The organism is Clostridioides sp. ES-S-0049-02 (assembly GCF_020658465.1).
GTDB lineage: Bacteria > Bacillota > Clostridia > Peptostreptococcales > Peptostreptococcaceae > Clostridioides.
In genome coordinates, this window is the sequence record NZ_JACVWG010000013.1 from 1 (window position 1) to 21,661 (window position 21,661).

General features: G+C 26.6%; 29 protein-coding genes. 9 read left to right on the forward strand and 20 right to left on the reverse strand.

Annotation, left to right across the window (positions count from 1 at the left end; translation table 11 throughout):
- Together IC213_RS17605 and IC213_RS17610 are read left to right on the forward strand one after the other, a co-directional pair.
- Positions 1–1,163: replication initiation protein (locus IC213_RS17605; RefSeq protein ID WP_227863320.1), on the forward strand; the 1,163-nt coding region annotated here is incomplete at its 5' end.
- 204 nt (positions 1,164–1,367) lie between these two features.
- The gene (locus IC213_RS17610) at positions 1,368–1,517 is read left to right on the forward strand and encodes a type I toxin-antitoxin system toxin (RefSeq protein ID WP_227437175.1); all 150 of its coding nucleotides are present in this window, start codon (positions 1,368–1,370) and stop codon (positions 1,515–1,517) included.
- A 1,324-nt stretch (positions 1,518–2,841) separates the two neighbouring features.
- On the opposite strand, the gene IC213_RS17615 is transcribed toward IC213_RS17610, so the two are convergent.
- Positions 2,842–3,153, reverse strand: a complete 312-nt coding sequence (locus tag IC213_RS17615) for a hypothetical protein (protein WP_227437173.1) — start codon at positions 3,151–3,153, stop codon at positions 2,842–2,844.
- Positions 3,154–3,245: 92 nt separating this feature from the next.
- Positions 3,246–3,491, reverse strand: a complete 246-nt coding sequence (locus IC213_RS17620) for a nitroreductase family protein (protein WP_227437256.1) — start codon at positions 3,489–3,491, stop codon at positions 3,246–3,248.
- Between the two features lie 153 nt (positions 3,492–3,644).
- Between IC213_RS17620 and IC213_RS17625 the strand changes: the two genes are divergently transcribed.
- Both IC213_RS17625 and IC213_RS17630 read left to right on the forward strand, forming a co-directional pair.
- The gene (locus IC213_RS17625) at positions 3,645–4,256 is read left to right on the forward strand and encodes a hypothetical protein (protein WP_227437171.1); all 612 of its coding nucleotides are present in this window, start codon (positions 3,645–3,647) and stop codon (positions 4,254–4,256) included.
- Positions 4,257–4,283: 27 nt separating this feature from the next.
- Positions 4,284–4,466, forward strand: a complete 183-nt coding sequence (locus IC213_RS17630; protein ID WP_227437169.1) for a hypothetical protein — start codon at positions 4,284–4,286, stop codon at positions 4,464–4,466.
- 163 nt (positions 4,467–4,629) lie between these two features.
- Here IC213_RS17630 and IC213_RS17635 read toward each other — a convergent pair whose 3' ends face one another.
- The gene (locus tag IC213_RS17635) at positions 4,630–5,142 is read right to left on the reverse strand and encodes a nitroreductase family protein (protein ID WP_227437166.1); all 513 of its coding nucleotides are present in this window, start codon (positions 5,140–5,142) and stop codon (positions 4,630–4,632) included.
- Positions 5,143–5,433: 291 nt separating this feature from the next.
- Between IC213_RS17635 and IC213_RS17640 the strand changes: the two genes are divergently transcribed.
- The 5 genes from IC213_RS17640 (at position 5,434) to IC213_RS17660 (ending at position 9,107) form a co-directional block, all read left to right on the forward strand.
- On the forward strand, positions 5,434–5,976 hold the full coding sequence (locus tag IC213_RS17640; RefSeq protein WP_227437164.1) for an RNA polymerase sigma factor: 543 nt from the start codon (positions 5,434–5,436) through the stop codon (positions 5,974–5,976).
- Positions 5,969–6,673: a DUF4367 domain-containing protein gene (locus IC213_RS17645; RefSeq protein ID WP_227863321.1), complete on the forward strand. Its 705-nt coding sequence runs from the start codon at positions 5,969–5,971 to the stop codon at positions 6,671–6,673. The genes IC213_RS17640 and IC213_RS17645 overlap by 8 nt, the downstream gene beginning before the upstream one ends.
- Before the next feature lie 452 nt (positions 6,674–7,125).
- Positions 7,126–7,569 carry a hypothetical protein gene (locus IC213_RS17650; protein WP_227437160.1) on the forward strand — a complete coding sequence of 148 codons (444 nt, stop codon included), beginning with the start codon at positions 7,126–7,128 and terminating at the stop codon, positions 7,567–7,569.
- A 366-nt stretch (positions 7,570–7,935) separates the two neighbouring features.
- Positions 7,936–8,742 (forward strand): ParA family protein, encoded by an 807-nt coding sequence (locus tag IC213_RS17655; protein WP_021382772.1) that lies wholly within the window; start codon positions 7,936–7,938, stop codon positions 8,740–8,742.
- On the forward strand, positions 8,742–9,107 hold the full coding sequence (locus tag IC213_RS17660) for a hypothetical protein (RefSeq protein WP_227437158.1): 366 nt from the start codon (positions 8,742–8,744) through the stop codon (positions 9,105–9,107). Before IC213_RS17655 ends, IC213_RS17660 begins: the two co-directional genes overlap by 1 nt.
- A gap of 118 nt (positions 9,108–9,225) precedes the next feature.
- Here the strand turns inward: IC213_RS17660 and IC213_RS17665 are convergent, their stop codons facing one another.
- The 17 genes from IC213_RS17665 to IC213_RS17740 form a co-directional block, all read right to left on the reverse strand.
- Positions 9,226–10,023, reverse strand: a complete 798-nt coding sequence (locus IC213_RS17665) for an N-acetylmuramoyl-L-alanine amidase (protein ID WP_227863322.1) — start codon at positions 10,021–10,023, stop codon at positions 9,226–9,228.
- Positions 10,023–10,289, reverse strand: coding sequence for a hypothetical protein (locus tag IC213_RS17670; protein ID WP_021382756.1), 267 nt, complete (start codon positions 10,287–10,289; stop codon positions 10,023–10,025). The genes IC213_RS17665 and IC213_RS17670 overlap by 1 nt, the downstream gene beginning before the upstream one ends.
- A gap of 121 nt (positions 10,290–10,410) precedes the next feature.
- Positions 10,411–12,204, reverse strand: a complete 1,794-nt coding sequence (locus tag IC213_RS17675; RefSeq protein WP_227863323.1) for a hypothetical protein — start codon at positions 12,202–12,204, stop codon at positions 10,411–10,413.
- A gap of 327 nt (positions 12,205–12,531) precedes the next feature.
- Entirely contained in the window at positions 12,532–14,184 is a 1,653-nt protein-coding gene (locus IC213_RS17680) for a glycine rich domain-containing protein (protein ID WP_227863324.1), read from the reverse strand.
- A gap of 128 nt (positions 14,185–14,312) precedes the next feature.
- On the reverse strand, positions 14,313–14,450 hold the full coding sequence (locus IC213_RS17685; protein ID WP_227829919.1) for an XkdX family protein: 138 nt from the start codon (positions 14,448–14,450) through the stop codon (positions 14,313–14,315).
- A gap of 1 nt (position 14,451) precedes the next feature.
- A complete protein-coding gene (locus IC213_RS17690) occupies positions 14,452–14,775 on the reverse strand; it encodes a hypothetical protein (RefSeq protein WP_227829920.1) in 324 nt (107 codons plus the stop codon).
- Positions 14,776–15,390 (reverse strand): hypothetical protein, encoded by a 615-nt coding sequence (locus IC213_RS17695; RefSeq protein ID WP_227863325.1) that lies wholly within the window; start codon positions 15,388–15,390, stop codon positions 14,776–14,778.
- 107 nt (positions 15,391–15,497) lie between these two features.
- Complete coding sequence (locus tag IC213_RS21085; RefSeq protein ID WP_255619097.1) at positions 15,498–15,632, reverse strand: hypothetical protein; 135 nt, start codon at positions 15,630–15,632, stop codon at positions 15,498–15,500.
- Positions 15,632–15,844: a hypothetical protein gene (locus IC213_RS17700; RefSeq protein ID WP_227863326.1), complete on the reverse strand. Its 213-nt coding sequence runs from the start codon at positions 15,842–15,844 to the stop codon at positions 15,632–15,634. The genes IC213_RS21085 and IC213_RS17700 overlap by 1 nt, the downstream gene beginning before the upstream one ends.
- A gap of 9 nt (positions 15,845–15,853) precedes the next feature.
- Positions 15,854–16,492 carry a hypothetical protein gene (locus IC213_RS17705; RefSeq protein WP_227863327.1) on the reverse strand — a complete coding sequence of 213 codons (639 nt, stop codon included), beginning with the start codon at positions 16,490–16,492 and terminating at the stop codon, positions 15,854–15,856.
- Positions 16,493–16,505: 13 nt separating this feature from the next.
- Positions 16,506–17,591 carry a phage tail protein gene (locus IC213_RS17710; protein WP_227863328.1) on the reverse strand — a complete coding sequence of 362 codons (1,086 nt, stop codon included), beginning with the start codon at positions 17,589–17,591 and terminating at the stop codon, positions 16,506–16,508.
- Positions 17,592–18,209, reverse strand: a complete 618-nt coding sequence (locus IC213_RS17715; RefSeq protein ID WP_227863329.1) for a putative phage tail protein — start codon at positions 18,207–18,209, stop codon at positions 17,592–17,594. It lies immediately after the preceding gene.
- 1 nt (position 18,210) lies between these two features.
- On the reverse strand, positions 18,211–19,263 hold the full coding sequence (locus IC213_RS17720; protein WP_227863330.1) for a baseplate J/gp47 family protein: 1,053 nt from the start codon (positions 19,261–19,263) through the stop codon (positions 18,211–18,213).
- The gene (locus IC213_RS17725) at positions 19,256–19,687 is read right to left on the reverse strand and encodes a DUF2634 domain-containing protein (RefSeq protein WP_227825467.1); all 432 of its coding nucleotides are present in this window, start codon (positions 19,685–19,687) and stop codon (positions 19,256–19,258) included. The genes IC213_RS17720 and IC213_RS17725 overlap by 8 nt, the downstream gene beginning before the upstream one ends.
- Positions 19,687–20,013: a DUF2577 family protein gene (locus IC213_RS17730; RefSeq protein ID WP_227863331.1), complete on the reverse strand. Its 327-nt coding sequence runs from the start codon at positions 20,011–20,013 to the stop codon at positions 19,687–19,689. The genes IC213_RS17725 and IC213_RS17730 overlap by 1 nt, the downstream gene beginning before the upstream one ends.
- 14 nt (positions 20,014–20,027) lie before the next feature.
- On the reverse strand, positions 20,028–20,288 hold the full coding sequence (locus IC213_RS17735) for a C40 family peptidase (RefSeq protein WP_227863332.1): 261 nt from the start codon (positions 20,286–20,288) through the stop codon (positions 20,028–20,030).
- Positions 20,289–20,344: 56 nt separating this feature from the next.
- The gene (locus tag IC213_RS17740; protein ID WP_227863333.1) at positions 20,345–21,556 is read right to left on the reverse strand and encodes a cell wall hydrolase; all 1,212 of its coding nucleotides are present in this window, start codon (positions 21,554–21,556) and stop codon (positions 20,345–20,347) included.
- Between the last annotated feature and the right edge of the window lie 105 nt (positions 21,557–21,661).

Below are 21,661 nucleotides of genomic sequence, written 5' to 3' on the forward strand. Positions count from 1 at the left end.
TTAAAGACTACAATAGTCTTGTAAAACACAATAATCTTATACAAGGAAAATATACTCTTTCTGCTTCTGAACAGAAATTTGTTTATAAGCTTTTTGAAATAATTCAAAAGAGGAATTATTCTTCAAGAGAGATCTCTTTTAAATTTGATACTATATACAAAGACTATAGTGGAATAGTAGATAAGAATATAACTAAACAGGAGTTTAAAAATTTAATTGAAGGAATACAGAATAATCAACCTCGTGTAATTATAGGAGATCAGTTTATAAGGACACAGTGGTACGCTATAAAAGGGGATTTGGATTATAATGAAATAACTTTAATAATAGATGAGCACATATTTAAATACATACAAGCAATAGAAGAAAATTTCACTAAATTAGATTTTGCTAGTATTTATTCCTTCACAACCTTTTTTGCTATGAGAATTTATGAATTATTGAAACAGTGGAGTGGGACAAGGCAAGGAATAGTTTTTAAATTAGATTACTTTAAAGAACTTCTAGAAATACAAGATAAATACAAAAGATATTATGATCTTGATAAATATGTATTAAAAAAGAGTACAGAACAGATTAATGAGAAATCAGATATATTTGTTGAATATAAACCAATAAGAAAAGGTAGAAGTGTTGAATCAATAGAATTTTCCATAAGAGAGAAAAAGGAAAATATAGAAACATCATATGAAAATAAAGAAGATGTTATTGAAAAAAGGCTTGAAAATAAAAATATAAACTTAAATAAAAAAGAGTTTTTTATACCAGAAGAAATCTCTCTGAGTGATAAACTGAAAAATCTATTTAAGATAGAATTTGGAGAATACAATTTTAGTGAACCAAAATATTATAAACTATTATTAGAAGCAGAAGAAATTGCTTTAAAAAAGGACAACTCTTCTAAAATAGTTGCAACAAATTATGAGTTATTTTCTTCGATTTTAAGAAATAAAATATCTTACTTAAAAGCAAAAGAAAATGCAATTGAAGTAGAACTTATAGAAATGAGTTTAACCGAGGAACAGTTAGAAGAAATGCAAATACTTGATATGAATCCTGTTACTTTTCTTGAAAGAATAATTAAACCTGATGAGAAAAAATACAAGGCATTCAAAGTAGTCTATGATAAATGTGAAAAAGAAAAAGATAGAATAACTTTTTAAACAAGTTATATTTTAATTTATTAATTAAATTATATAATAAATTAAAATATAATTGATATATAACTTATTAATCATTATTAAAATGAAGTTAGTTATGTATCAAATTATGGTATAATAAATTTTAGCAAGAAGAAAATATATAATCTATAGAGTGGAGTTCATACGAACGAAAGATATAGCCTCCAGAAGAAAGGAGGTGTTGGTATGAATGAATTTTTACTTAATGTAATTGCTGGCATTATTGCTAGTTGGATATTTTACTTAAATAGTAAAATATTTGCGAAAGTAAAAAGCCACTCTGTGCGAAAGAGTGGCTGGGAATTTGATTTAAAAATCAAATTCCGCAAAAAATAGTTTTAATTTTAAAATTATGAACTCCACTCTACTGCGAAATAGATTGTAGTTCTTCTTGCTTTTATTATATCACAAAATTAATAATAAGATACAATTTTACATAATTTTAAAATTCACACAAAAAAATCAAGATTACTTATAATAATTGTAACTTCAATATAACATAAATTATAATAGAGTTCGTTTTTGTATCTAACAAAAAACAAGAGGTATTAACCTCTTGTTTTTTTATGATTTTTTTTATGATACATTATAATCATAACTATATACAAAGTTAAAAGTGTTCCAAACATAAATATCTCTAATTGAAGTTGACCATAAACAATACTGAATAAATTATGTGAAATCATTAATAAAACTTGTGGGATTTGTATGATTATTATCAAAAACATGCCTATAATCAAAGATACTATATGAAAACTCTCTTTTTTTATAAAAAACTTATATATAAATAATGCAAATATTAAAAAATAAACTAATATAAAAACCATAAATTGAAGTTTATTAATATTAAATCTTATTATCTGCTTATGTAATAATGAGTTAAAGAACATAGCTATTAATATTATAATTGGATAAATAATAAGAAACATATCGTTGAATATATTTTTTTTATTCATAATCATCAACAACTTTCAAAATTTTAATAATAGGTTTAAAATAACTTTTTTATTGGAAAATACCCCTTTTTAAAATTATATCATAGACTTCATTGTAATAAAATAAAAAAGTACAAATATTTAGAATATTAAGAAAAATATTAAAAATAAGTCATTTTAATGATATAATACAAGTAATTATTTAAAGGAGGGATTGACATTGTAAAAAACTTTTTTTAGGTATTTTTATAGTTTTTGCAATCTCTCTATTTTTTATATTTAGTAAAACAGATGATGAAAATATTTTTATTGGAGAGTCTGAACATTGGACAGCTAAGTTTGTGACTACTGAAGAACGATCAGAATTGGAAATAAAATACAAAGACCAGGTCTTTATTCAAATAGAGAATCTAGTTATAAAGTAATTATATCTTGGAATGGAAATGAAGAAACTATAAATTTAAAGAAAAAATAGTAATTGAATGTGATGAAAGAAGATATTATGAATTTAAAAACAATTTATAATTAAAATTATAAAACAAATTATTATAAAAAATAGAATATAACTTATATAATAAGTTGTATTCTATTTTTTATGAAGTCAATTAAAAACTGAACAATATTAGAATTAATTTTATAGATAAGATAAAAAATACAATCTATAAAAGTGAAATTCATGCATGAAAGACTATTGTTAAAATTAGTAAAAATCAATTTAAAAAGGATTAACTATGCCTAGAAGATATTTTCTTTTTAAGTAAGAAACTTCCAATACCCAACATATTATAAACTATTAATAAATCTATACAATTTCCTATGTTATACATTAAATTTACAGGTACTATAAATGCTATAGATGATAAAATGAACCCTAGAAGCAATTCATTTTTGAAATCTGAATACATTATCCCTTGTATAACAAAGATGATTGGAAACAGTAAAAATAATCCAAGTAATATGTTTTTTTCAGCTCTGCCCCATAGAGTTATTACAAGTATTATCATACTTGGTAATATTATAGACAGTGTTTTCTTCATAAAATGCCCCCCTTTTTATTATACAATTCACAGTGTATAACTAGTAACTTTCTTATATTGTAAATATGAATGAATAATTTTCCAACTAAATATTATCTATTTTTATATACATTTCTATGTATTTTATTTTTATCAAATCTATCTATAAATTCATTTTTTTCTTCACTGTATCCTATAGATATAAGGGCATAAGGCACTAGTCTTACTGGTAAGTCTAAAGCTTGTGTAACTTTATTTACCACTTTATTTTTAGGAAACACTCCTGCCCAACAAGCAGCTAGATCTTGATTAGTAGCTTCTAATAATAAATTTTGTGTACAAGAACTAAAGTCTTGTATCCATTTGCATTTAAATTACTGTACCATTAAGGTTTCTAGAAGATTTAATTTTAAAAATATAAATATTTTTGTCCAAAAATTGAGTTTGGATACGTTATATATGCAAAGGTTTAATTTTAAAACCTTAAAGTCACTATAGTTAGGGGGATTTAAATGAAGAATAAAAGAATTAATCGTATTTTATCCACAACAATGGCAACTGTGATAATATCTTTACCGCTTGTCACTACAGCAAATGCAATGGAAAAGACAGAATCAGATAATAATGTAAAAATAGAGTTGTCTGACAAAGAAGTAGAGGAGTTACATAATTACTGGCCTGAAGATAAAATTTTTTCAGATGAAAAAATTGATGAAATGTTAATTAAAACTGGTCAATTTACTCAAGAGGAATTGGATAAAATCAATCAAGAAGTTGATGATTATGTTAAGAAAATCAATCAAAATTCTCGTGTAAAGTATATAAATGGATACAACAAGTACAGAACCTTTGTCAAAAATGGTAAAAACTATTTATATATTTATGTAAGTGGGAAAACTTTAAAGAAAATAAAAGCTGGCGCAGATATTGCATCTACTTTTGGAGGCTTTTTACCAAAACTTTGGGTAGGGCTTGCTGTAGTAGTTATTGGAAAGATAATAACTACTAACATGAATGGTATAAATACTAATTATGGAATTGTTTTATCATATATAGAGGATAAGTGGAATTTCCAAGGTGCAACATATACTTATAGATATGATCATTGGTTCTATCAGACTTAAAAAATATGCTTTTTTAGGAGGAATAATATGAAAAAAAGGCTTTATAAAGTTTTTTTAAAAACAATTCCGAATTTGATAATTGTATTATTATCACTTGCATTATCATTTTATACTAATACATTTGACATTGATTTAAAAATATTACTTTTAATACCTTTAGCATATGTACTTTTATTTATATATTATTATATTAAAATAAAAAAAGATTGATTTTTTATAGAATTAAATTTATGTAATAAATGTAAAAAGTAACTAATCCTAAAATGGATGTTTAGGTACTTACTCATTCCAGATAAAGTTAATGCCCTTAAAATCCAAAGAAATAGATTTTAAGGGTATTTTTACTATGTATTTTCATTTATATTACTAAATATTATCTATCTTTATATATATTTATATGTATTTTATCTTTATCAAATCTATCTATAAATTCATTTTTTTCTTCGCTATATCCTATAGATACTATGGCATAAGGTACTAATTTTGCTGGTAAATCTAGAGTTTGTCTAACCTTATTTACTATTTTATTTTTAGGAAAAACACCTATCCAACAAGCAGCTAATCCTTGATTTGTAGCTTCTAACAATAAATTCTGTGTACAAGCACCTAAATCTTGCATCCATTTACCAGGCTTCAAGAATCTATCTCTATTTCCAAGTACTACTATACATAGTGGTGCGAATTCTATATGCTTTGCTCTATGCTGTGACTCTGATAGTTCTTTTAAGAGGTATTTATCATCTACTACAATAAATTCCCATGGTTGAGCGTTTTTTGATGATGGTGCTTGCATAGCTGATTTTAGTATTTCAGTTACTTTGCTTTCTTCTACTTTTTTACCTATATAGGTTCTTATTGAACGTCTATTTTTTATAACTTCCAACATATAGATTATCCTTTAAATAAAATTATTTATATTTATATAATATCATTACTTTAAATTCAATCTATAGATTCTATAAAAAAATAAACACCTATTTTTTTATAGAATAATAGAATTTATAAAGTAATATAAAAAATAAATTATTTTATAAGTTAATATATAATTTAAAACATGTAATATTAGTTCTAAATACAGGTATAACAATACTCTATTTAAATAGAATTATATATGCATATATGTTATAATTAGACTCTAAAATATTGATTCGAGATATTTACTTTGGAGGAATTATAAATGTTAATTTATTTATCAATGCTTGAGTTTGAAGAAGATAAAATCAAGTTTGAAAAGATATATGAAAAATATAGACAGATAATGTTTTATGTGGCCAATAAAATATTAAAGGATGATCATTTAGCAGAAGATGCTGTACATAATGCTTTTCTAAGAATAATTAAAAATATAGATAAAATTGATGAAGTAGATAGTCCAAGAACGAAGGCTTTTATCGTTATAATAGTAGAAAGGATTGCTATAGACTTTTACAGAAAAAGAAAAAGGGAAAAAGTATCTGATATTGAAGAAGAGTATAAAAACAGGGCGATAAATTTTTCTATAGAAGATAAAGTATGTGAAAGTAATTTAGCTATAGCACTTGCAAAACTTAATGAAAGTTACTTTCAAGTACTTTCTTTAAAGTTCCAGTATGGTTTTTCAAATAAAGAAATAGCAAATGCATTAAATTTAGGGGAGGAGAATGTATATAAGAGGATTCAACGTGCTAGGAAAAAATTAAAAGAAATATTAGAAGAAATGGAGGTTGGAAATATTGAGTAATAAAAAAGATGATTTTGATATTACAGATGATATGCTTCAAGAAAGTATCCCAATCGCGACAAAAATTATTCTTGACAGCCTTCCTTCAGATGATGAATTAAATCATGTTTTTTCAAAAGGTTTTGAACGAAAGATGAAAAAACTTATTAAGCAGCAAAAAAGAAGTAGTCTTACAAATAAGATTATTTTTTATTCAAAACGAACAGCTATTGTATTTTTAATAGTTTTAGCTAGTTTATTTACTATTACTATGAGTAGTGAGGCATTGCGTACACGTTTATATGAATTGGTAATAAGAGTATATGAAGATTTAACTTCTTTTGTATTTTCAAATAAGGAAAATATTGAAATCAAAAACCTTAAGATTAAAGAACCAGGATACATCCCAGAAGGATTCAAAGAAGCAGATAGGGTTGATAATTTTATGATTGCATATGAAAATGAAAAAGGTATAAGAATAGAATATACAAGTACTGAAATTGATACGAATTCTATTATATTAGATACAGAAAATGCAAAAGTTAAAGATATATTTATAAATGGGTATAAGGCAAAATATATAGAAAAAGAAACTTTCTTACAAGTATTTTGGAATGACAACAACTTTATATATCTGTTAAATGTAGATTATCAAAATAATAAGGATTTAGAATTATATAAAAATATTTTATCAAAAATGGCTAAAAGCATAAAATAATTTCTTAAGTGTCCAAAAACCATCTCTTTATTCGTTATATATTTGATGTTATAAAAATTTATAAGAAAAAGAGGTGGTTTTTATAGTTTAAAAAATGGAATGTAAGTCAAATACAAATATATCTTAGCTATTATAACTAAGACAAGACAAAGCAATAAGCCTTTTATATTAGAAAAATGATTTAAAACTCAAAGAACCTATTTATTAGTAAAACCTGATCTAAATTGGGTATTTATGATTTATTAATATAATTACAAGTTTATATATGTTTATTGGGGGATAGTTACAATATATAGTATTCTAGGTATTTATAACTATTATAGCTATGAATATCTATTTTGTAATTATGATAAAAATTTAATAAAAAATTTTATATAAGTGTCCAGAAATCACTTCTTTATTCGTTATATATTAAGTAAAAAATAATAAAAAGCAAATGAAGGGGTGATTTTATGGTTTGGAAAAAAATGATTATAAGTAGTATGTGCGCTTTAATATGTTCATCAGCAATTGCGATGCCTATATTTGCTGATGAATATAAAGACAAGAATATTGAACAATATTCAGCTGTAGACTATATAGATGATACTATGGTAAAAATGTCTTATATTAAGTCTGGTACTTGTACTTTAAATATTTCAGGAAACACAGCGAGAGTAATCTGTTCCATTAGAGGTTCATCAAATGTGAAAAGTACATCAATTATTGCTAGGTTACAGAAAAGTAATGACAATGGAAAAACATGGTCAACAATTCAAACTTGGAATGCTTCAGGAAATAGTTCATGTACTCTTTCTAAATCAAAAACTATAGGAAGAGGATACTACAGAGTTCATTCTACAATAAAAGCAAATTCTGAAAGCAAAAATATAGTAAGTAGTGAAAAAAGATATTAAAAAAATATTGCATACATAAGATGAGGTGACTATAAATAATATATCTTGAATGGCCAATTATATTAATTCAGTCTGCTAATTTTCTATTATTAATAATAATACTTATACTTGTAATTGATATTTTTAAAAAGTAATAAACTTCAGGTAATTTTACATATAACACAAATATAAAAGGAATAGATATTATCTATTCCTTTTATATTTGTGTTATCTTTGAGTAATTGAGTAAAACTTATAAATAAATTGTTTTATAAATTATATGATAAATTATTTATAAGTTTTATATAATTTTTTTACAAAAAACCCGAATGTAGGCGGAAGTGTGATATAATATCATATATCAATAGAACTCACAGGAGGATTAAAATGAAAATAGTAAGTTTATTTAATGTAAAAGGTGGGGTTGGGAAAACTACATTAGCATATCTAATGGCTCTTAATTTATCAAAAAAAGACAAAAAAATACTTATACTTGATGGAGATACCCAAGCAAACTTTACACAATTCATATATAAAATAGTACATAATAAAAAAACAATTCTAGATGCATTTAAGGATGATATAAGTGCAGAAGAATTAATAATAAAATCTCCATTAAAAGATTATCCAAATGTAGACTTAATACCAAGTGATTTATCTTTATCTGTTTTATCAGAGTATTTAACTATAAAAACTAGTAGAGAGAAAGTTGCTTTTAAGTGGTTTAAGAAAAATATTTCTACTCTTAAAAATTATGATTATATATTAATAGATTTATCTCCTTCATATGATTTGATTGCTAGAAATTTCTTATTCATTTCAGATAGTATTATTACTCCTCTTGAATTTCAAGATATAGCAAGTATAAGAGGTTGTGAACTATTTTATCAAAAATACAATGAAGATCTAGAAGATATGGGAGAAACTAATGAGGCAAAAAGAGCAGTTGTAATAAATTCTTTTACTTCAAGAAAGTTAACTTCTGGAGATATATTTATGGATTATTTAGATAGGTTTGATAGTATAAAAAAAGATTTATCAGATGTAAAAATAAGTGAAAGCACTATAGTAAAAAATTGTGTGCTAAATAAATTAAGTATAGATGACTATTGTAGGAAGATAAAAAAGGCTCATAAAGTTAGAGAAGAATTGAATGATTTAATAGAAGAGCTTACTAATAAGGGGGTATTATAATGAGTAAATTTGAATTAGAAGAAGAAGAAATATCTATACCTAAAAAAGACTATAAAAATGAAATCAATAAAGAAATTGAAAATAAATTTAATGAACACACAGAACTTCAAGGGATAAACTTGCTAGATTTAAAAGAAAATAAAAAGACTAAAAAAGGACAAGTTACATTATATATTGATGATGAAGATTTAAAAGTTTTGAAAACTATAGCACATCTTAAGAAAACTACCTTAAATAAAGTAATAAATGAATTTATTAGAGCTAATGTAAGGGCAACTAAAAGTCATTTACCAGAAGAATTAAACATAGATAAAATCTCAAAAGAATATGATAAAAGAAATAGAAATAAAGGACCCAAAAAATAAGTTACTATATAATATATATATTAAAGTAAATAATAACTTAAAAAATAAGTTATTATTTACTTTAATATAAAATGTATAATATAGCTGATATAATACATTTTATATTAATTTAACATTGTTATTTCTTTATAAATTCCAGTGCTTTATAAAGAGTATCAAATCTATCATTTCCCTTTATGATAGTATATTTTTCTTTAGTTATATTCATTATTTTATTACATGCTTCTCCTCCTATAACATATAAATTTTCTGTTCTTCCTGGAATATAATCTTTTATATCACATATTGATATTTTTCCATTATTATATCCCCAACCAACCACAGTTGCAGGTATTTTATCAATTTCTCCATCATAAACTATTGTATGTTTATACATTTTATTTACCTCTTCGCTATCTATTTTCTTATTTAGAATACCCTCTGCTATTAATTTTGCAACTATATCTTTATGCCTAATATAATAATCTGTATCTGCTTTACTGTCTACAAAGCATACTTCTATTAATATTGCTGGTGCTTTTGTATGGCTAAGCCAATAGAGGCCTCTTACATCTGATTTTGCACCTCTATTTTTAAATACAGTTGCTAATTTATCATTTACTCTATCTGCATACATTTTGCCATTACTAGTTTTATATATTGTTTCTGTACCCATTGGGTTTAGGGTTGTACTATTTGCATTGAAATGAACTTGCACTGCTAAATCTACATCTTGCTTGTTGGCTATTTGGCATTGTTCTGACAAGTAGTCATTAGAACTGTCTACTTTGTCAGTATATACAGCTACTCCTCCTCGTTTTAACCATTTAACAATTAAATCAGTTAGGATTCTATTTTCTTTTCCTTCATCTATATATCCAACTGCTCCTGTTCCTTTTCCTGTTAGGGTATGCCCTGGGACTATTGCTATTTTCATTATTTATCACCTTCTTTTTGTAGCATAACCTTTATATCTGTTACATCTTCTTTTATTTCTTCTACATCTGTTTTCATTACACCCATTTCCATAAGTAAATTTTTATTTATTTCCTGTTGTTGAGTGGATAATTCAATAAAGTTTTCTACAGTTTTTTTATACATGTCTCTATCCTCTTTTTTCTCTTGCATTGTATTTTTAAATAGTAGAGCACATAATATGCCTATTGCTCCTAGGCTACTTAATTGTGTTACTAGCTCTTCCATAATAACCTCCTTTTATATTAAAAAAGACTTAGATTCAAACTAAGTCTCTTTTATTTAATGTTTAATTGTAAAAGATTCTTTATATTTTTAAATGTAATGAATAATTAATTATATATTTATATTATCCAATAGCATAAACAGTAATAGTAGTATAATAAGTATATATAGTCTTAGTAGAAATATAAGCATGGAAAATATTTTGACCAAGGCTAATAGCTTGGTCGCTAACCAAAGAACTAAAATAAACACTAGAGTCTGAATTGTTTATATATGCATATCTCATTTCTGTTAAAGAATTATATGCACCTTCAACTTTAGCAGGTTTATAACTGTTACCTGGCAAAGTACCAGGAACACCAGTAACAAGAAAAAATTTAGGTTTAAAAGGTAAAGGAAAATACCAATGTCCTCTGCTATTACCATATCCGCCAAAATTATTAGAATCACCAGTTTCAATATATCCTGAAAATGTGTAAATTTTTAATCGACTATTTACCTCTTCTTGCAAATTACTTATAGTACCATTTAACTGGGTGATAGTATTATTTTTCTCTGTAAGTTGACTTTGCAAATCTTGCACACTAGCATCTGCTGAACTGAATGCTGTGCCTATCATCTCTCCCATTTCTATCAACGTATTATTTAATGTAGCATTTATATTTTTTAATGCTAGTTTATTAATGATATGTGTTTTACTATTTATAAAGGTATTTTTCATTGTAGATACTGTACTTTCAATTTCTTGTAAGGAAGAATCATCCTGTGGTGGTTGTATCTCTTTTGATACACTTATTAACTTTTCGCTTAATCCATGCATATCTGTAGCTTTAATTTTAACTGTGTGTATTGCACTATCATTTAATGTATAATTATATGTTTTTTCTAAATACAAATCTGTGGTTATAGTTTCTTTTAATACATTATCTAAAAACACTTCTATTTTATTTAAGTTGCTATCTAAATCAGATACAATGTATTTAACTTTATTAGTGCTAATTTCATTTAATTTTATAGTAGGCAGATTATTTGTTCTAGTAAATGTGTATGTTCTTGTTATACTTATGCCATTATTGTCAGTAGCAATGATACTTATATTATTAGTAGAATCAATTGGAAGTGCTAGTATATAATCATCAGTTAGTATAAGTTCTTTTTCTCTATTTTTTTCTATATTTGTAATATTTTCTAAAATTATAGAGTTTAATTTAATAGTAACATTTACAGTATCCTGATAATCTAAATCATTAACTATATATTTTAAAGAAAATCCTCTGCTTTTATTTCCTATATCTTCGTTTATGCCACTTATAGTAGGAGGATTATTAGATTTTATGAATGTATAATTTCTATATATTGCACTTATACCATAGCCTCCGGTTACTTCTATTTTTAACTTATTATTAGAATTTAATTGCAATGCAAAAACTAGTGAATCTGGCACATTTATAGTGTACTGTGTATCCTTTACAGCTTGTTTTGTATCAAATAAAGTATCATTTAGATATGCTCTTACTGTATATGTGTAACTATCTTCATTTGTTATTGTATAATTTATATCAAACCCCTTACTTTTAGAACCTAAAGAACTGTCTACACCACTTATGCTTGGAGTTGTTGACTTATATTGACACTGTATATAGAAAGTATCAGAATCTCTAATTCCATTTATTTCTCCATTTGGAGTAAAGAAATAACCATAAGTAAGTTTATAACTATTACCTGGATATAAATCATAAACTGCCCTTTCTCCATAAATAGTTGACTTTCCATCATTTAATGAGCAACTGGTTATACGATACGAGCCATATGAATCATTTTGGTAGTCTTTTACATAATTCCAAGCATTTATAGTAGTCTTAGTAGATGGTTTTTCTACTAAAAAAAGCGATGGAACTCTTAAACCTGGATATGACATTTAATCACCTCTTTCTTAATTTATAGTTTTATTGTACATAATTTTAAAACTATAAAAATCTACAAAGTGTAGACAGAGTTTAGGAAAAATGTGAGTGAACTTATATATTTTTAGGGATAAAAGAGAACATTTATTATAATATATGTTCTCTTTTTGTAGCATTATGTTAAATTGTATATTAACTGCAGAACTTTTCGAAAACAATTATTTTATCTTTAATTCTTCTATCTCTTTATTATGATTATTTATTGTTACTTCGCGTCATTACATATTTTTTTAAAAGTTCTTTATTCATTAAAATCACCTTATTTGTACTAAAATATAAAATTAATTATAAGCCAAAGCAATCCAATTAATTTTACTACTTCCACTTCCAATGATAGGACACGTTATAGTATTACCATTTTTAAATTCGCTAAGACTCCAAAGATAAGAGGAGACTTGTCTTCCAAGTGCAGTATTTTTGGAAGAACAGAAAAAATGGCCACTATAGTAAATAGCTGTAGCATTAGTTGAGCGTGTGTCATTAGTTCCACTTTCAATACTACTATATGCAATAAATATCACAGGGTTATAAGTAATGTTACTAATTGAAATGTAACTACACTGAACAACTGTGGCATTCTCATAAGTATCAAATTTCTTATATGAAGAAGGGCTTATAAGATTTGCAGTTCCTGAATAAAGTTTCATGCTTCCTCTTAAAGAATCCTGTAAATTACTTATAGTATTGTTCTTTTCTATTAATTGATTTTGTAAATCCTGTACACTTGCATCTGAACTATCAAATGACCCCTTTATCTTTTCTGACAACTCCACTAAAGAATTATTTAAACTTGATTCAATATTCTTTAGTGATAATACATTTATTATAGAAGTTTTTCCATTTATTAAACCATGTTTCATTTCTTTAATTTTGGTTTTTATGTCTTGTAAACTTGCATCATCACATAAAGGCATTATATACTTACTTATACTTAATACCTTTTCTGCTATAACATTAGCACTATCTGTAACAACTATTTTAAGTGTGTGCAGCGCATTATCTTCCAATGTATAGTTAATTGTTTTCTCTATTGTTAAATCTGTTGTGATAGTTTCTTTTAATACATCATCAATAAATACTTCAATTTTAGTTAATAATGCAGGGTCTGTGTGGTTTGCTTTAAATATTACTGTAGTGGAATTATATGAGGATATGTTCAAAAATGGTAATGATTGGATTAATGTTATTCTAGCATAGCCATTAGACATAGATGTATTACCTCCAATACTCATGGTAGTATTTTCAAAATAATACTCAGATGTTGGTGTATACCCTTTTGGTTTATAACTGTCTTTAGTTAAGATATATCCGCTACCACCAGAAGCAGATATATAAGCAGAGCTACGACCACCTGCACCACCATACCATCCTCCTCCTCCTCCAAAAAAACAGTTTGAATAATTAGAGCCACCGCCTAATCCAAATGAACCATCATATTCAGAAGAAGAACCCCTACCACCATCATATTGAGTAGCTCCTGGCGTATATTCACCACCAGAACCACCACCATTACCTCCTTTTAGACCACCACCAGAACTATCTTTCTCACTTTTGTTATAAGCAGCATTAGCGCCAGCACCACCTGCTACAATAATACGAGAAAATAGTCCTTGTTCATTATCCCAAGAACCACCAACTAGCCTTATATCAGTAGCACCACCACAAGAATAACCTCCAGAACCACCACCATTAAATAAACGAGATTGACTATTAACGGATTCTCCACTTCTGCCTACATAAACATATAATAAAGTATCTTTTTTTAATGTAATTTCCCCCACAGAGTAACCACCTTTTGGCTTATATGTTGGTGTAAAGTCCGCTCTTGATGTATAGCCACCACTAGCGCCATAGCACTGAATTCTATATTTACCAGGTTTCAATGTAACACTTTGTTCACTTCCTGTATAATTAAATTCATAAACTGTTGCCATTTAATCCACCTCTTTCTTAATTTATAGTTTCATTGTACCTAATTTTAAAACTATAAATGTCTGCAAAGTGTATATGAAGTGTAGGCAAAATGTTAATTAATTTATATATTTTTAGAAATAAAAAAAGACTATGCTATATAGTCCTCTCCTACAATTTCTTTATATTCTGTTGCTGTTATCTTAGTCTTTGCAACTGCTGTTTTAACTTGATCTTTAGTCCAATTCCCATTGCTATAGAAATCTGTTATTATCTTATACCAATTCATATTATATCACCCCATTTGACATTAATTGAAATGTTAAATCTGCTATTGTTTGTTCTGTAGAATTTACTTTATTAATTAAGTTTTCTTTTTCAAGCTCTTCTTTACTTTTTACTATTAATTCATATTTGTAGTGCGTTTCTTTTGTTAATGTATTTACGTATAAAGTAGAGTAATACCCTTCTCTAAGTTCTTCTTGCATAATATTATCTACTAGTATTCCTTGCTTTAATTCCTCACTAGACAAATCAGAAGGTGTATAGTTTATCAATCCAACTTTTTTTACATCTATATAATTTGTATTACTTAAATTACCTAAAAAAATCAATTAAAACATCTCCCTTTTCACATAGAATTTTTTTGTTAATGCCAGCCTTGCTATAGTGCCATTATCAATATTACCATTAATATAAATATTATAATTTTTATAAATTATATTTGGAGAACCATACCCCTCAAACTCATATGAGTTTAGCTCGCTTAAATTACTTGAAAACTTTACTATTTTTGAGTGTTCAAGTTCATATCGACTCTTTGTTGCATAAATATAATTACTATCATTATCTAGACCTATAAAATATTTATATTTATCATCTGATAATTTTATTTGCAAACTTAAATTTGAAGTATATTTATTAAGATAGCCTTCGCCTAGGTAACCTGTAAGACCTCGATTACAAGAAACATAAACTTCGTTATTTAATAACATAATTTTACGTGCTCCATTACTATCACGTAAAATTGCTGATGCAATTTTCTGAGTTAAATTATGATTTAATAAATATATAGATGCTATGTCAGAACTATCTTGTACTAATACATATATACCTGCACTATTTACTTTTATATTTCCAACTGCTGAAAAACTTTTTATAGAAAGAGGAATACAATCTTTAGTTAAGTTTATACTAAATAAATTTGAAGAAGCATTGATTAGTATCATAGTAGCTGTACTATTTTTATAGCAATATAAAATATTATTATAAAAATACATATTGTCAACAAAATTATTAGTTATAGTTCTATTTACAGCTCCAGTTTTTTTATTAATTAATCTTCTACTGCTTTTCTATACTCTATATTAGTTACATCATCTAGTTGAAATTCTTGATTTTTCAAAGGATTTAATCCTCTGTTTAATATCCTTTCTGCTAATATTCTTACTACAACATTGTTTATATTCATTATAATAATCCTCCCTGTAATTCATTAGTTATAATTAATAATTCATTTTCTAATTCTTCATAACTAAGTTCTTTGTATTCTGCTGGACTACTTGATAATACTAAATAATTTTCATTTAAAGTTTCATATATTTCTATAATATATAAATTAGAGTTTTCATCAATTATTTTTTCTTTTTCATCTAAAGAATTATAATATACTTGTTTTTTCATAATTTATTCCTACCTTAATATTTTTAATTCTTCTATTTCTGCACGAGCTGCATATGAGCCATCTAAATTCCCTGTCCCTACAGATGTTAATAATATTTGTACTTTTATATCCATACCCTTCTCAACAATAATATCTTTTGTAAAGGTTATATTGGCGGAAGATGCACTAGGAGTATTGTCAGTAACATAAAAGTATTCTTTTCGGCTTCCACATAGTATCTCTATTTTTGCTGTTGCATAATCAGCACGCATTTTAGACGCTTTAAGTGTGCCTGTGAATCTTAATGTGCCTTTTATACTAGATACTTCATTGTAAACGATGCTAGGAGTGTTTACAATTGTAGCTTGAATTCTATTTTTTAAAGAAAAAACTTCTATTGATTGAAAAACCCAGTTAACTTTTTCAATCAAATTAGTAAATGTTTCAGATGATGTTGCTGAAACATTTTTAGAATTAATTGTCTCCACTAATACATTTTTTAATGTTTCTATTTTTGTTTTAGTTGTACCAAATTTATCTGTTCCAATAAAAGGACTACCCAATGCACTAGATATATTATTTTTACCAGTTTGAAAATCAGCTTGTACATTTTCTAATGTAGTCATAAGTTCCTCTAAACTAGCACTATCAGTTAACTTTGTTGTCATATTTTCACCTCGCTTATATCATATCTATTAAATTATTTACTATAGTAATTCCTTTAGTCCTTTGGCCACTTATTTCTACCATTATTTCTTCTAATACCCCATCTAACTTATTACTTGTAAATCTATTATTAGCATCTGTAATACTTATACTGGTATCTACAAGTTGTATATTACCAATAGAATCAGTTATCTTTTTAGATGAATAAGTAGTCATTTCACTCACTCTATTATCATCAACGGTCGCATTAATAAAATGAGTCTCTGCATTCCCATTTATCACATAAACATTTAACTCAGTTTTTGTCTCACTTCTAATTTCAATAGAATTATCATCTATAATCCTAAAGTTTGTAACTACATTCTCTTTTGTAGTAGCATCTATAATATTTACAACTATTCTTTGTGTTAATAAGTTATGTGTTACAGTTGCCTTGAATCCACCTTCTTCATCATCTACCCAATCATCAATATCTATTGCTTGAGTAGATGCTACATTAGAATCCCCTGCTATTAGCTGGTCAATTTTGATATTTTGTTTCTCATTTTCTGTGTCAATTCTAGTGTTTAACTCTGTCTTAGTAGTTTCTATGTTACTTATTAACTCTGTTTTAGTTGTATCTATTTTAGTGTCTAACTCTTGTATGTTTTTTAAAGTCGCTAAAATAACAGTTGGGTCTACTTTTAAATTCACGCTTGAAGTGTTAGAAACTACTAAAATAATTTTTATAACTAAATCTTTTACACTACCACTATCAGCAGTTGGTTTATATGTCTCAGGATATTTAGATACTGCAATTAGTTGTTCTTTTGAATCAAATATACCCACTTCTCTTATCATAAATCCACCAACGCTACCTGGTATTACAGTTTCTATTACTATCCAGTTTGGATTTTCTTCATCTACTTTTACATTGTTTACAGAACCTTCCCAAACTACTTTTTTAAGTGTTGCCTGCTCTTCTGTTGGATTATATTCTGTTCCTGCTCCATCGCCAAGTTGTAATTTAACTAAATCTACTTTATTGCCAAGTGCGGTAGCATTTGCAATAGATGCCTTACCTATCTTTGTTAAAAGGGTATAATATTTTTGTTCTGCCAATTATATCACCTCCTGTTTTGGGTATAAAGTTACTTTTTCCATACTCCTATCATTACCTGTAGCTATAGTTAATTCTCCAAAACTTTCAAAGTTTGTTGGAGTATATGGGTATATGGTAACTGTTTCACCTGTATTCGTTGTAGAACCTGCAAACATGTGATTTTTATTGAATAAAATCATCTCAAATTTGTGTTCAAGATGACATGGTTTTATTTCTTCTATTTTCTTATCTAACTCCAAGATAGTGTTATAACTACAATTATTTGTTATAAAACTAAGTGTAAAACTAAATAGATTACTAAATACCTCTACATCAACATTAGTCTTTGTGTAAGCTTCTGAGATTGCCTTTATAACTTCTATTGTAGTTGTACCCTTACCTCTTAATTTGGCTTTTATATTACTTCTTCTAGTATTAAAATCCAACTTAGAATTTGTTTTTATTTTTAATAGATCTTCCCAGTCATCAAACCCCCAAGTTGCTGTATCTATAAAAAACTGATCTAATAAATCATTCTTTTCATCAAGTAATGTTAGAAGTTCATTTTCAAGTGCATCTTGAATTTGTATGTCAATTTCATTGTTTGCAAAACTTGGTAAGTGGTCAATTAACTTCAATTTAACTCACCTCGATATTAAATGTAACATTTGAAACAGCAGGAACTTTTTCTTCATCAACTATTATGTTTTTAATATCTTCATTTATAAGTAGATTTTTTATATCATGCACTCCTTCTATGCTTGCTAATAAACTCATTATTTTTATATAAATAATCTCTCTTGAATTTTCTATTAAATAAGAATTTATAATATCTAAGAACACAACTTTTATGGATTCAATATCATATCCATTTTCAAGTGTTAAAGTCGCACTAATAGTAATATCAAAAGTACTTGGTGTAACAATTGTAACAGTAGGTCCAATAGGTTTTTCTTCTTCTATATGTTCAGCACATCTTTGTAATACTTCATTGTCAACTGATTGATTGTTTTGACCATAAATTAGAATTTTAATTGTACCTGGTCCATCCCAACAAGGAATTACTTTTGCATTATAAACACCTTCAACCTCTAAAGCCCAAGACTGGTAATGTGCTTTATTTCCACTCGTTGCTTGATTTTTTTGTATTTTATAGAACCTTTCTTTTAATTCTTCATCAGTTTCTATTTCTGTTCCACCCTTTAGGTCCAGTTCATTATAAATTTTAGTTACACCATTTATATTGTCTATAAGTTTAAATTCTGTGTTAGCTGATAAATTGTACTTAACGCCAACCTCCAAAGCCTGTATAGGGCTTACATTTAACTTACTATTTTCATCTATTGTAATATCTTTAATAACTACAAATAGTAAATCACTGTGAGATACTATTGTTCCATTTGGTATTTGAGTTCCCATTTTGCCTTCAAATGTTACTTCACCTATTGCTTCTGTACCTAACTTTCTATATACTCCAAATTCATTGACTCTTCTATCGAGAAAATCGTCAAAATTATCTTGAATAAAAACTCTTTTATGTATATAAGAAAGTTCTATATATAACTGTGCAAGTTCTGAATTAACAGGTGAAACTATATTATAAAGAGAAGATCCTTGACCTTTGTAAAGAGGTAGATTTATGTTATTTAGAGTTCTATTATTTAAGGCACTAAATGTTTGGCTATCATACAAAAGTAATCTCCTCCTCTCCATAGATTGTTTTTATATTCAAATTTATAGATAAATTATCATCCTTAAATTCAGTATTTGTTACATTAACTTCTAATATATATGGATTGATTAAAAGTGCTTCTTGTATATACCTTTTTGCCTCGCTTTCAGTGAGACCTTTAGTATATTTTTGGCCAATCAGATTTTTTATATCTGTTCCATAATCCCAAGTGTATATTAAATGAACATACTTATCTGTCTTTATAGTTTTATAAATCCATACTTTGATTGCTTCATTTCTTTCAACTAATTTAAAGTCTCCATTTTCAATTATCTTTTCATCTTTTTCAAAATCCCAAGCAAATTCCTTAAAAATAGGTAATTCTTCATTGGATGGAGAAGTATAATCCTCTGGGACACCCATGAAAGGGAATATTGTACTCATTATAAACTCACCAACTTACTTACAACAGCAAATTTATCGCCTATTTTAAACATTATTACCATATCTCTAGGTTCAAGATTATTAATAAAAGGGTTTTTTATATTATGCTTGTGTTCTTGATTTATTTCTGTTTCAAATGTTTCTATCTGACTATTAAGTATCCAACTATCTATCAAAAGATTTTCTTTTTCTAACAAAAGATTATTTATTTCTATTTTTAAATCTGGTAATTTATTTTTAACTTTACCAATAAAAAAAGAAGGTTGATTATGATATTTACCTTCTTTTCTCATTATTTCTATAAATTCATTAATTGGATTTGCCACTCTATCACCTCTTTTTATAAAACTCTTCGAGCCGTAGAAAAGTTTTTAGTGTAATAACTACTGCTTGTTTTGCTTATTTTAACTACATCACCTGCTTGTGGGGCATGTAGAAATTCTCCATTACCTATATATAAACCAACATGACTAACTGGATTATGGAAAAACACTAAATCTCCTGCTTGCAAATTACTTTGTTCTACTTTTTTACCAACTTTAGATTGTTGACTAGATGTTCTTGGTAAATTAACACTAACCTTTTTAAAGCAATATACCATAAGTCCAGAACAGTCAAAGTTACTTGGTCCATTACCACCCCATTTGTATGGTTTTCCTAGGTGTTTTTTGCCTCTGCTATTACTGCTTTTGCTCTTTCTGTCATGTTTCCAGCATAACCACCTATGACTATTTTTCCTTTTCTTCTTCCAAAAGCCATCATATCTTCTACATTTCCAAATAAAATATCTATGTGATAAGTTCCATCTTTGTCTATAATTATGGCAGATCCAACATCATTTACTTTGTAAGTTCCATCTCGATTTGAAACTCCTGTAACTAATTGTATTTCATCACCATATTTTAATAATGGATGTTTATCTAAGAAATCTTTTGTATAGTAAGATTGTTTAAAGGCGCCAACCATAGGGGCTGCACATGTCTTTTTAGAAGGGTCTAATTTTTTCTTTCTACAATCTGTATCTCCACCTTCAGATTTTCTAGGACAATAAGCAGTAAATTCAGCAGGAAACTCTGTTCCTCCAGTATACTCTGAACTGCCATCTTCTTTTTGTTCATCTTGACCAGCAGATTTTTCATCCATAATATTTTGAAAGTTAAGTTCAAGTTCAATCTGATAATCTCCATTTTGCCAAATATGTTTATCTGTATCTATATAAAAAAGTCCTATTAATTTTGTATATGAATCTTTTACTTTTACACCTCTACCAGTTATACAGCTTATATCACCATATCCTTTTAAAGAGCAAGTTCTTTCTATGTCTTTAAACTCATTATCTATATCTACAGTGTCATTTTCTTGTTGTTGTATTACCTTTTGCATAATTACTCCAACATTTTTGAATATAGAGTCATTTATTTTTTCGTTAACCTTATTGCCATACTGATCAACAACCAGTACTTTATTTTTAACCTTCTCCATACTTTCTGAAAAAGTTGCATTAATAAGATTAAAACCTTCTTCAAAGGTAATATCTAGAGTAACAATTCCTTTTTCAATGACATTAAATTTATCAAGATTGGTTTCTATCATGTATTTTTTCTTTGTTGTTTTGCTTGCTTCTGTATAAACACTCATTATAGTGTCATATCCATTTACACCAATAAACATCTTAGTGTATTTAACATTAGTCTTAGGTAAATTACCTAGTGGGAGTTTATTATCTGTAAAAACTTGTTTAGCAATATCTTCAACTAATTTATCTTTAAAATTATACGAAACTTCACTTTGTAAAAGTAAAAAACCCATATCTTTTGCAGTAAAATCAATACTGTTATTACTTGAATCAAGAGATCTGTCTATTATCATGCCTCTAAAAATCTCTTTATCATCTATATAGAAACAAATTGTACTTGCCACTGGAATATCTATTTGCCTAAAGTTAATATCAGATGATGATTGAATTATAGAAAA

Bases quoted from the DNA above. Each gene is read 5' to 3' on its own strand.
- IC213_RS17610 (WP_227437175.1), top strand. From the start codon at position 1,368: ATGAATGAATTTTTACTTAATGTAATTGCTGGCATTATTGCTAGTTGG.
- IC213_RS17615 (WP_227437173.1), bottom strand. From the start codon at position 3,153: ATGAAGAAAACACTGTCTATAATATTACCAAGTATGATAATACTTGTA.
- IC213_RS17625 (WP_227437171.1), top strand. From the start codon at position 3,645: ATGAAGAATAAAAGAATTAATCGTATTTTATCCACAACAATGGCAACT.
- IC213_RS17630 (WP_227437169.1), top strand. From the start codon at position 4,284: ATGAAAAAAAGGCTTTATAAAGTTTTTTTAAAAACAATTCCGAATTTG.
- IC213_RS17635 (WP_227437166.1), bottom strand. From the start codon at position 5,142: ATGTTGGAAGTTATAAAAAATAGACGTTCAATAAGAACCTATATAGGT.
- IC213_RS17640 (WP_227437164.1), top strand. From the start codon at position 5,434: ATGTTAATTTATTTATCAATGCTTGAGTTTGAAGAAGATAAAATCAAG.
- IC213_RS17650 (WP_227437160.1), top strand. From the start codon at position 7,126: ATGGTTTGGAAAAAAATGATTATAAGTAGTATGTGCGCTTTAATATGT.
- IC213_RS17655 (WP_021382772.1), top strand. From the start codon at position 7,936: ATGAAAATAGTAAGTTTATTTAATGTAAAAGGTGGGGTTGGGAAAACT.
- IC213_RS17660 (WP_227437158.1), top strand. From the start codon at position 8,742: ATGAGTAAATTTGAATTAGAAGAAGAAGAAATATCTATACCTAAAAAA.
- IC213_RS17665 (WP_227863322.1), bottom strand. From the start codon at position 10,023: ATGAAAATAGCAATAGTCCCAGGGCATACCCTAACAGGAAAAGGAACA.
- IC213_RS17670 (WP_021382756.1), bottom strand. From the start codon at position 10,289: ATGGAAGAGCTAGTAACACAATTAAGTAGCCTAGGAGCAATAGGCATA.
- IC213_RS17675 (WP_227863323.1), bottom strand. From the start codon at position 12,204: ATGTCATATCCAGGTTTAAGAGTTCCATCGCTTTTTTTAGTAGAAAAA.
- IC213_RS17680 (WP_227863324.1), bottom strand. From the start codon at position 14,184: ATGGCAACAGTTTATGAATTTAATTATACAGGAAGTGAACAAAGTGTT.
- IC213_RS17685 (WP_227829919.1), bottom strand. From the start codon at position 14,450: ATGAATTGGTATAAGATAATAACAGATTTCTATAGCAATGGGAATTGG.
- IC213_RS17695 (WP_227863325.1), bottom strand. From the start codon at position 15,390: ATGATACTAATCAATGCTTCTTCAAATTTATTTAGTATAAACTTAACT.
- IC213_RS21085 (WP_255619097.1), bottom strand. From the start codon at position 15,632: ATGAATATAAACAATGTTGTAGTAAGAATATTAGCAGAAAGGATATTA.
- IC213_RS17700 (WP_227863326.1), bottom strand. From the start codon at position 15,844: ATGAAAAAACAAGTATATTATAATTCTTTAGATGAAAAAGAAAAAATA.
- IC213_RS17705 (WP_227863327.1), bottom strand. From the start codon at position 16,492: ATGACAACAAAGTTAACTGATAGTGCTAGTTTAGAGGAACTTATGACT.
- IC213_RS17725 (WP_227825467.1), bottom strand. From the start codon at position 19,687: ATGAGTACAATATTCCCTTTCATGGGTGTCCCAGAGGATTATACTTCT.
- IC213_RS17735 (WP_227863332.1), bottom strand. From the start codon at position 20,288: ATGGTATATTGCTTTAAAAAGGTTAGTGTTAATTTACCAAGAACATCT.
- IC213_RS17740 (WP_227863333.1), bottom strand. From the start codon at position 21,556: ATGATAATAGACAGATCTCTTGATTCAAGTAATAACAGTATTGATTTT.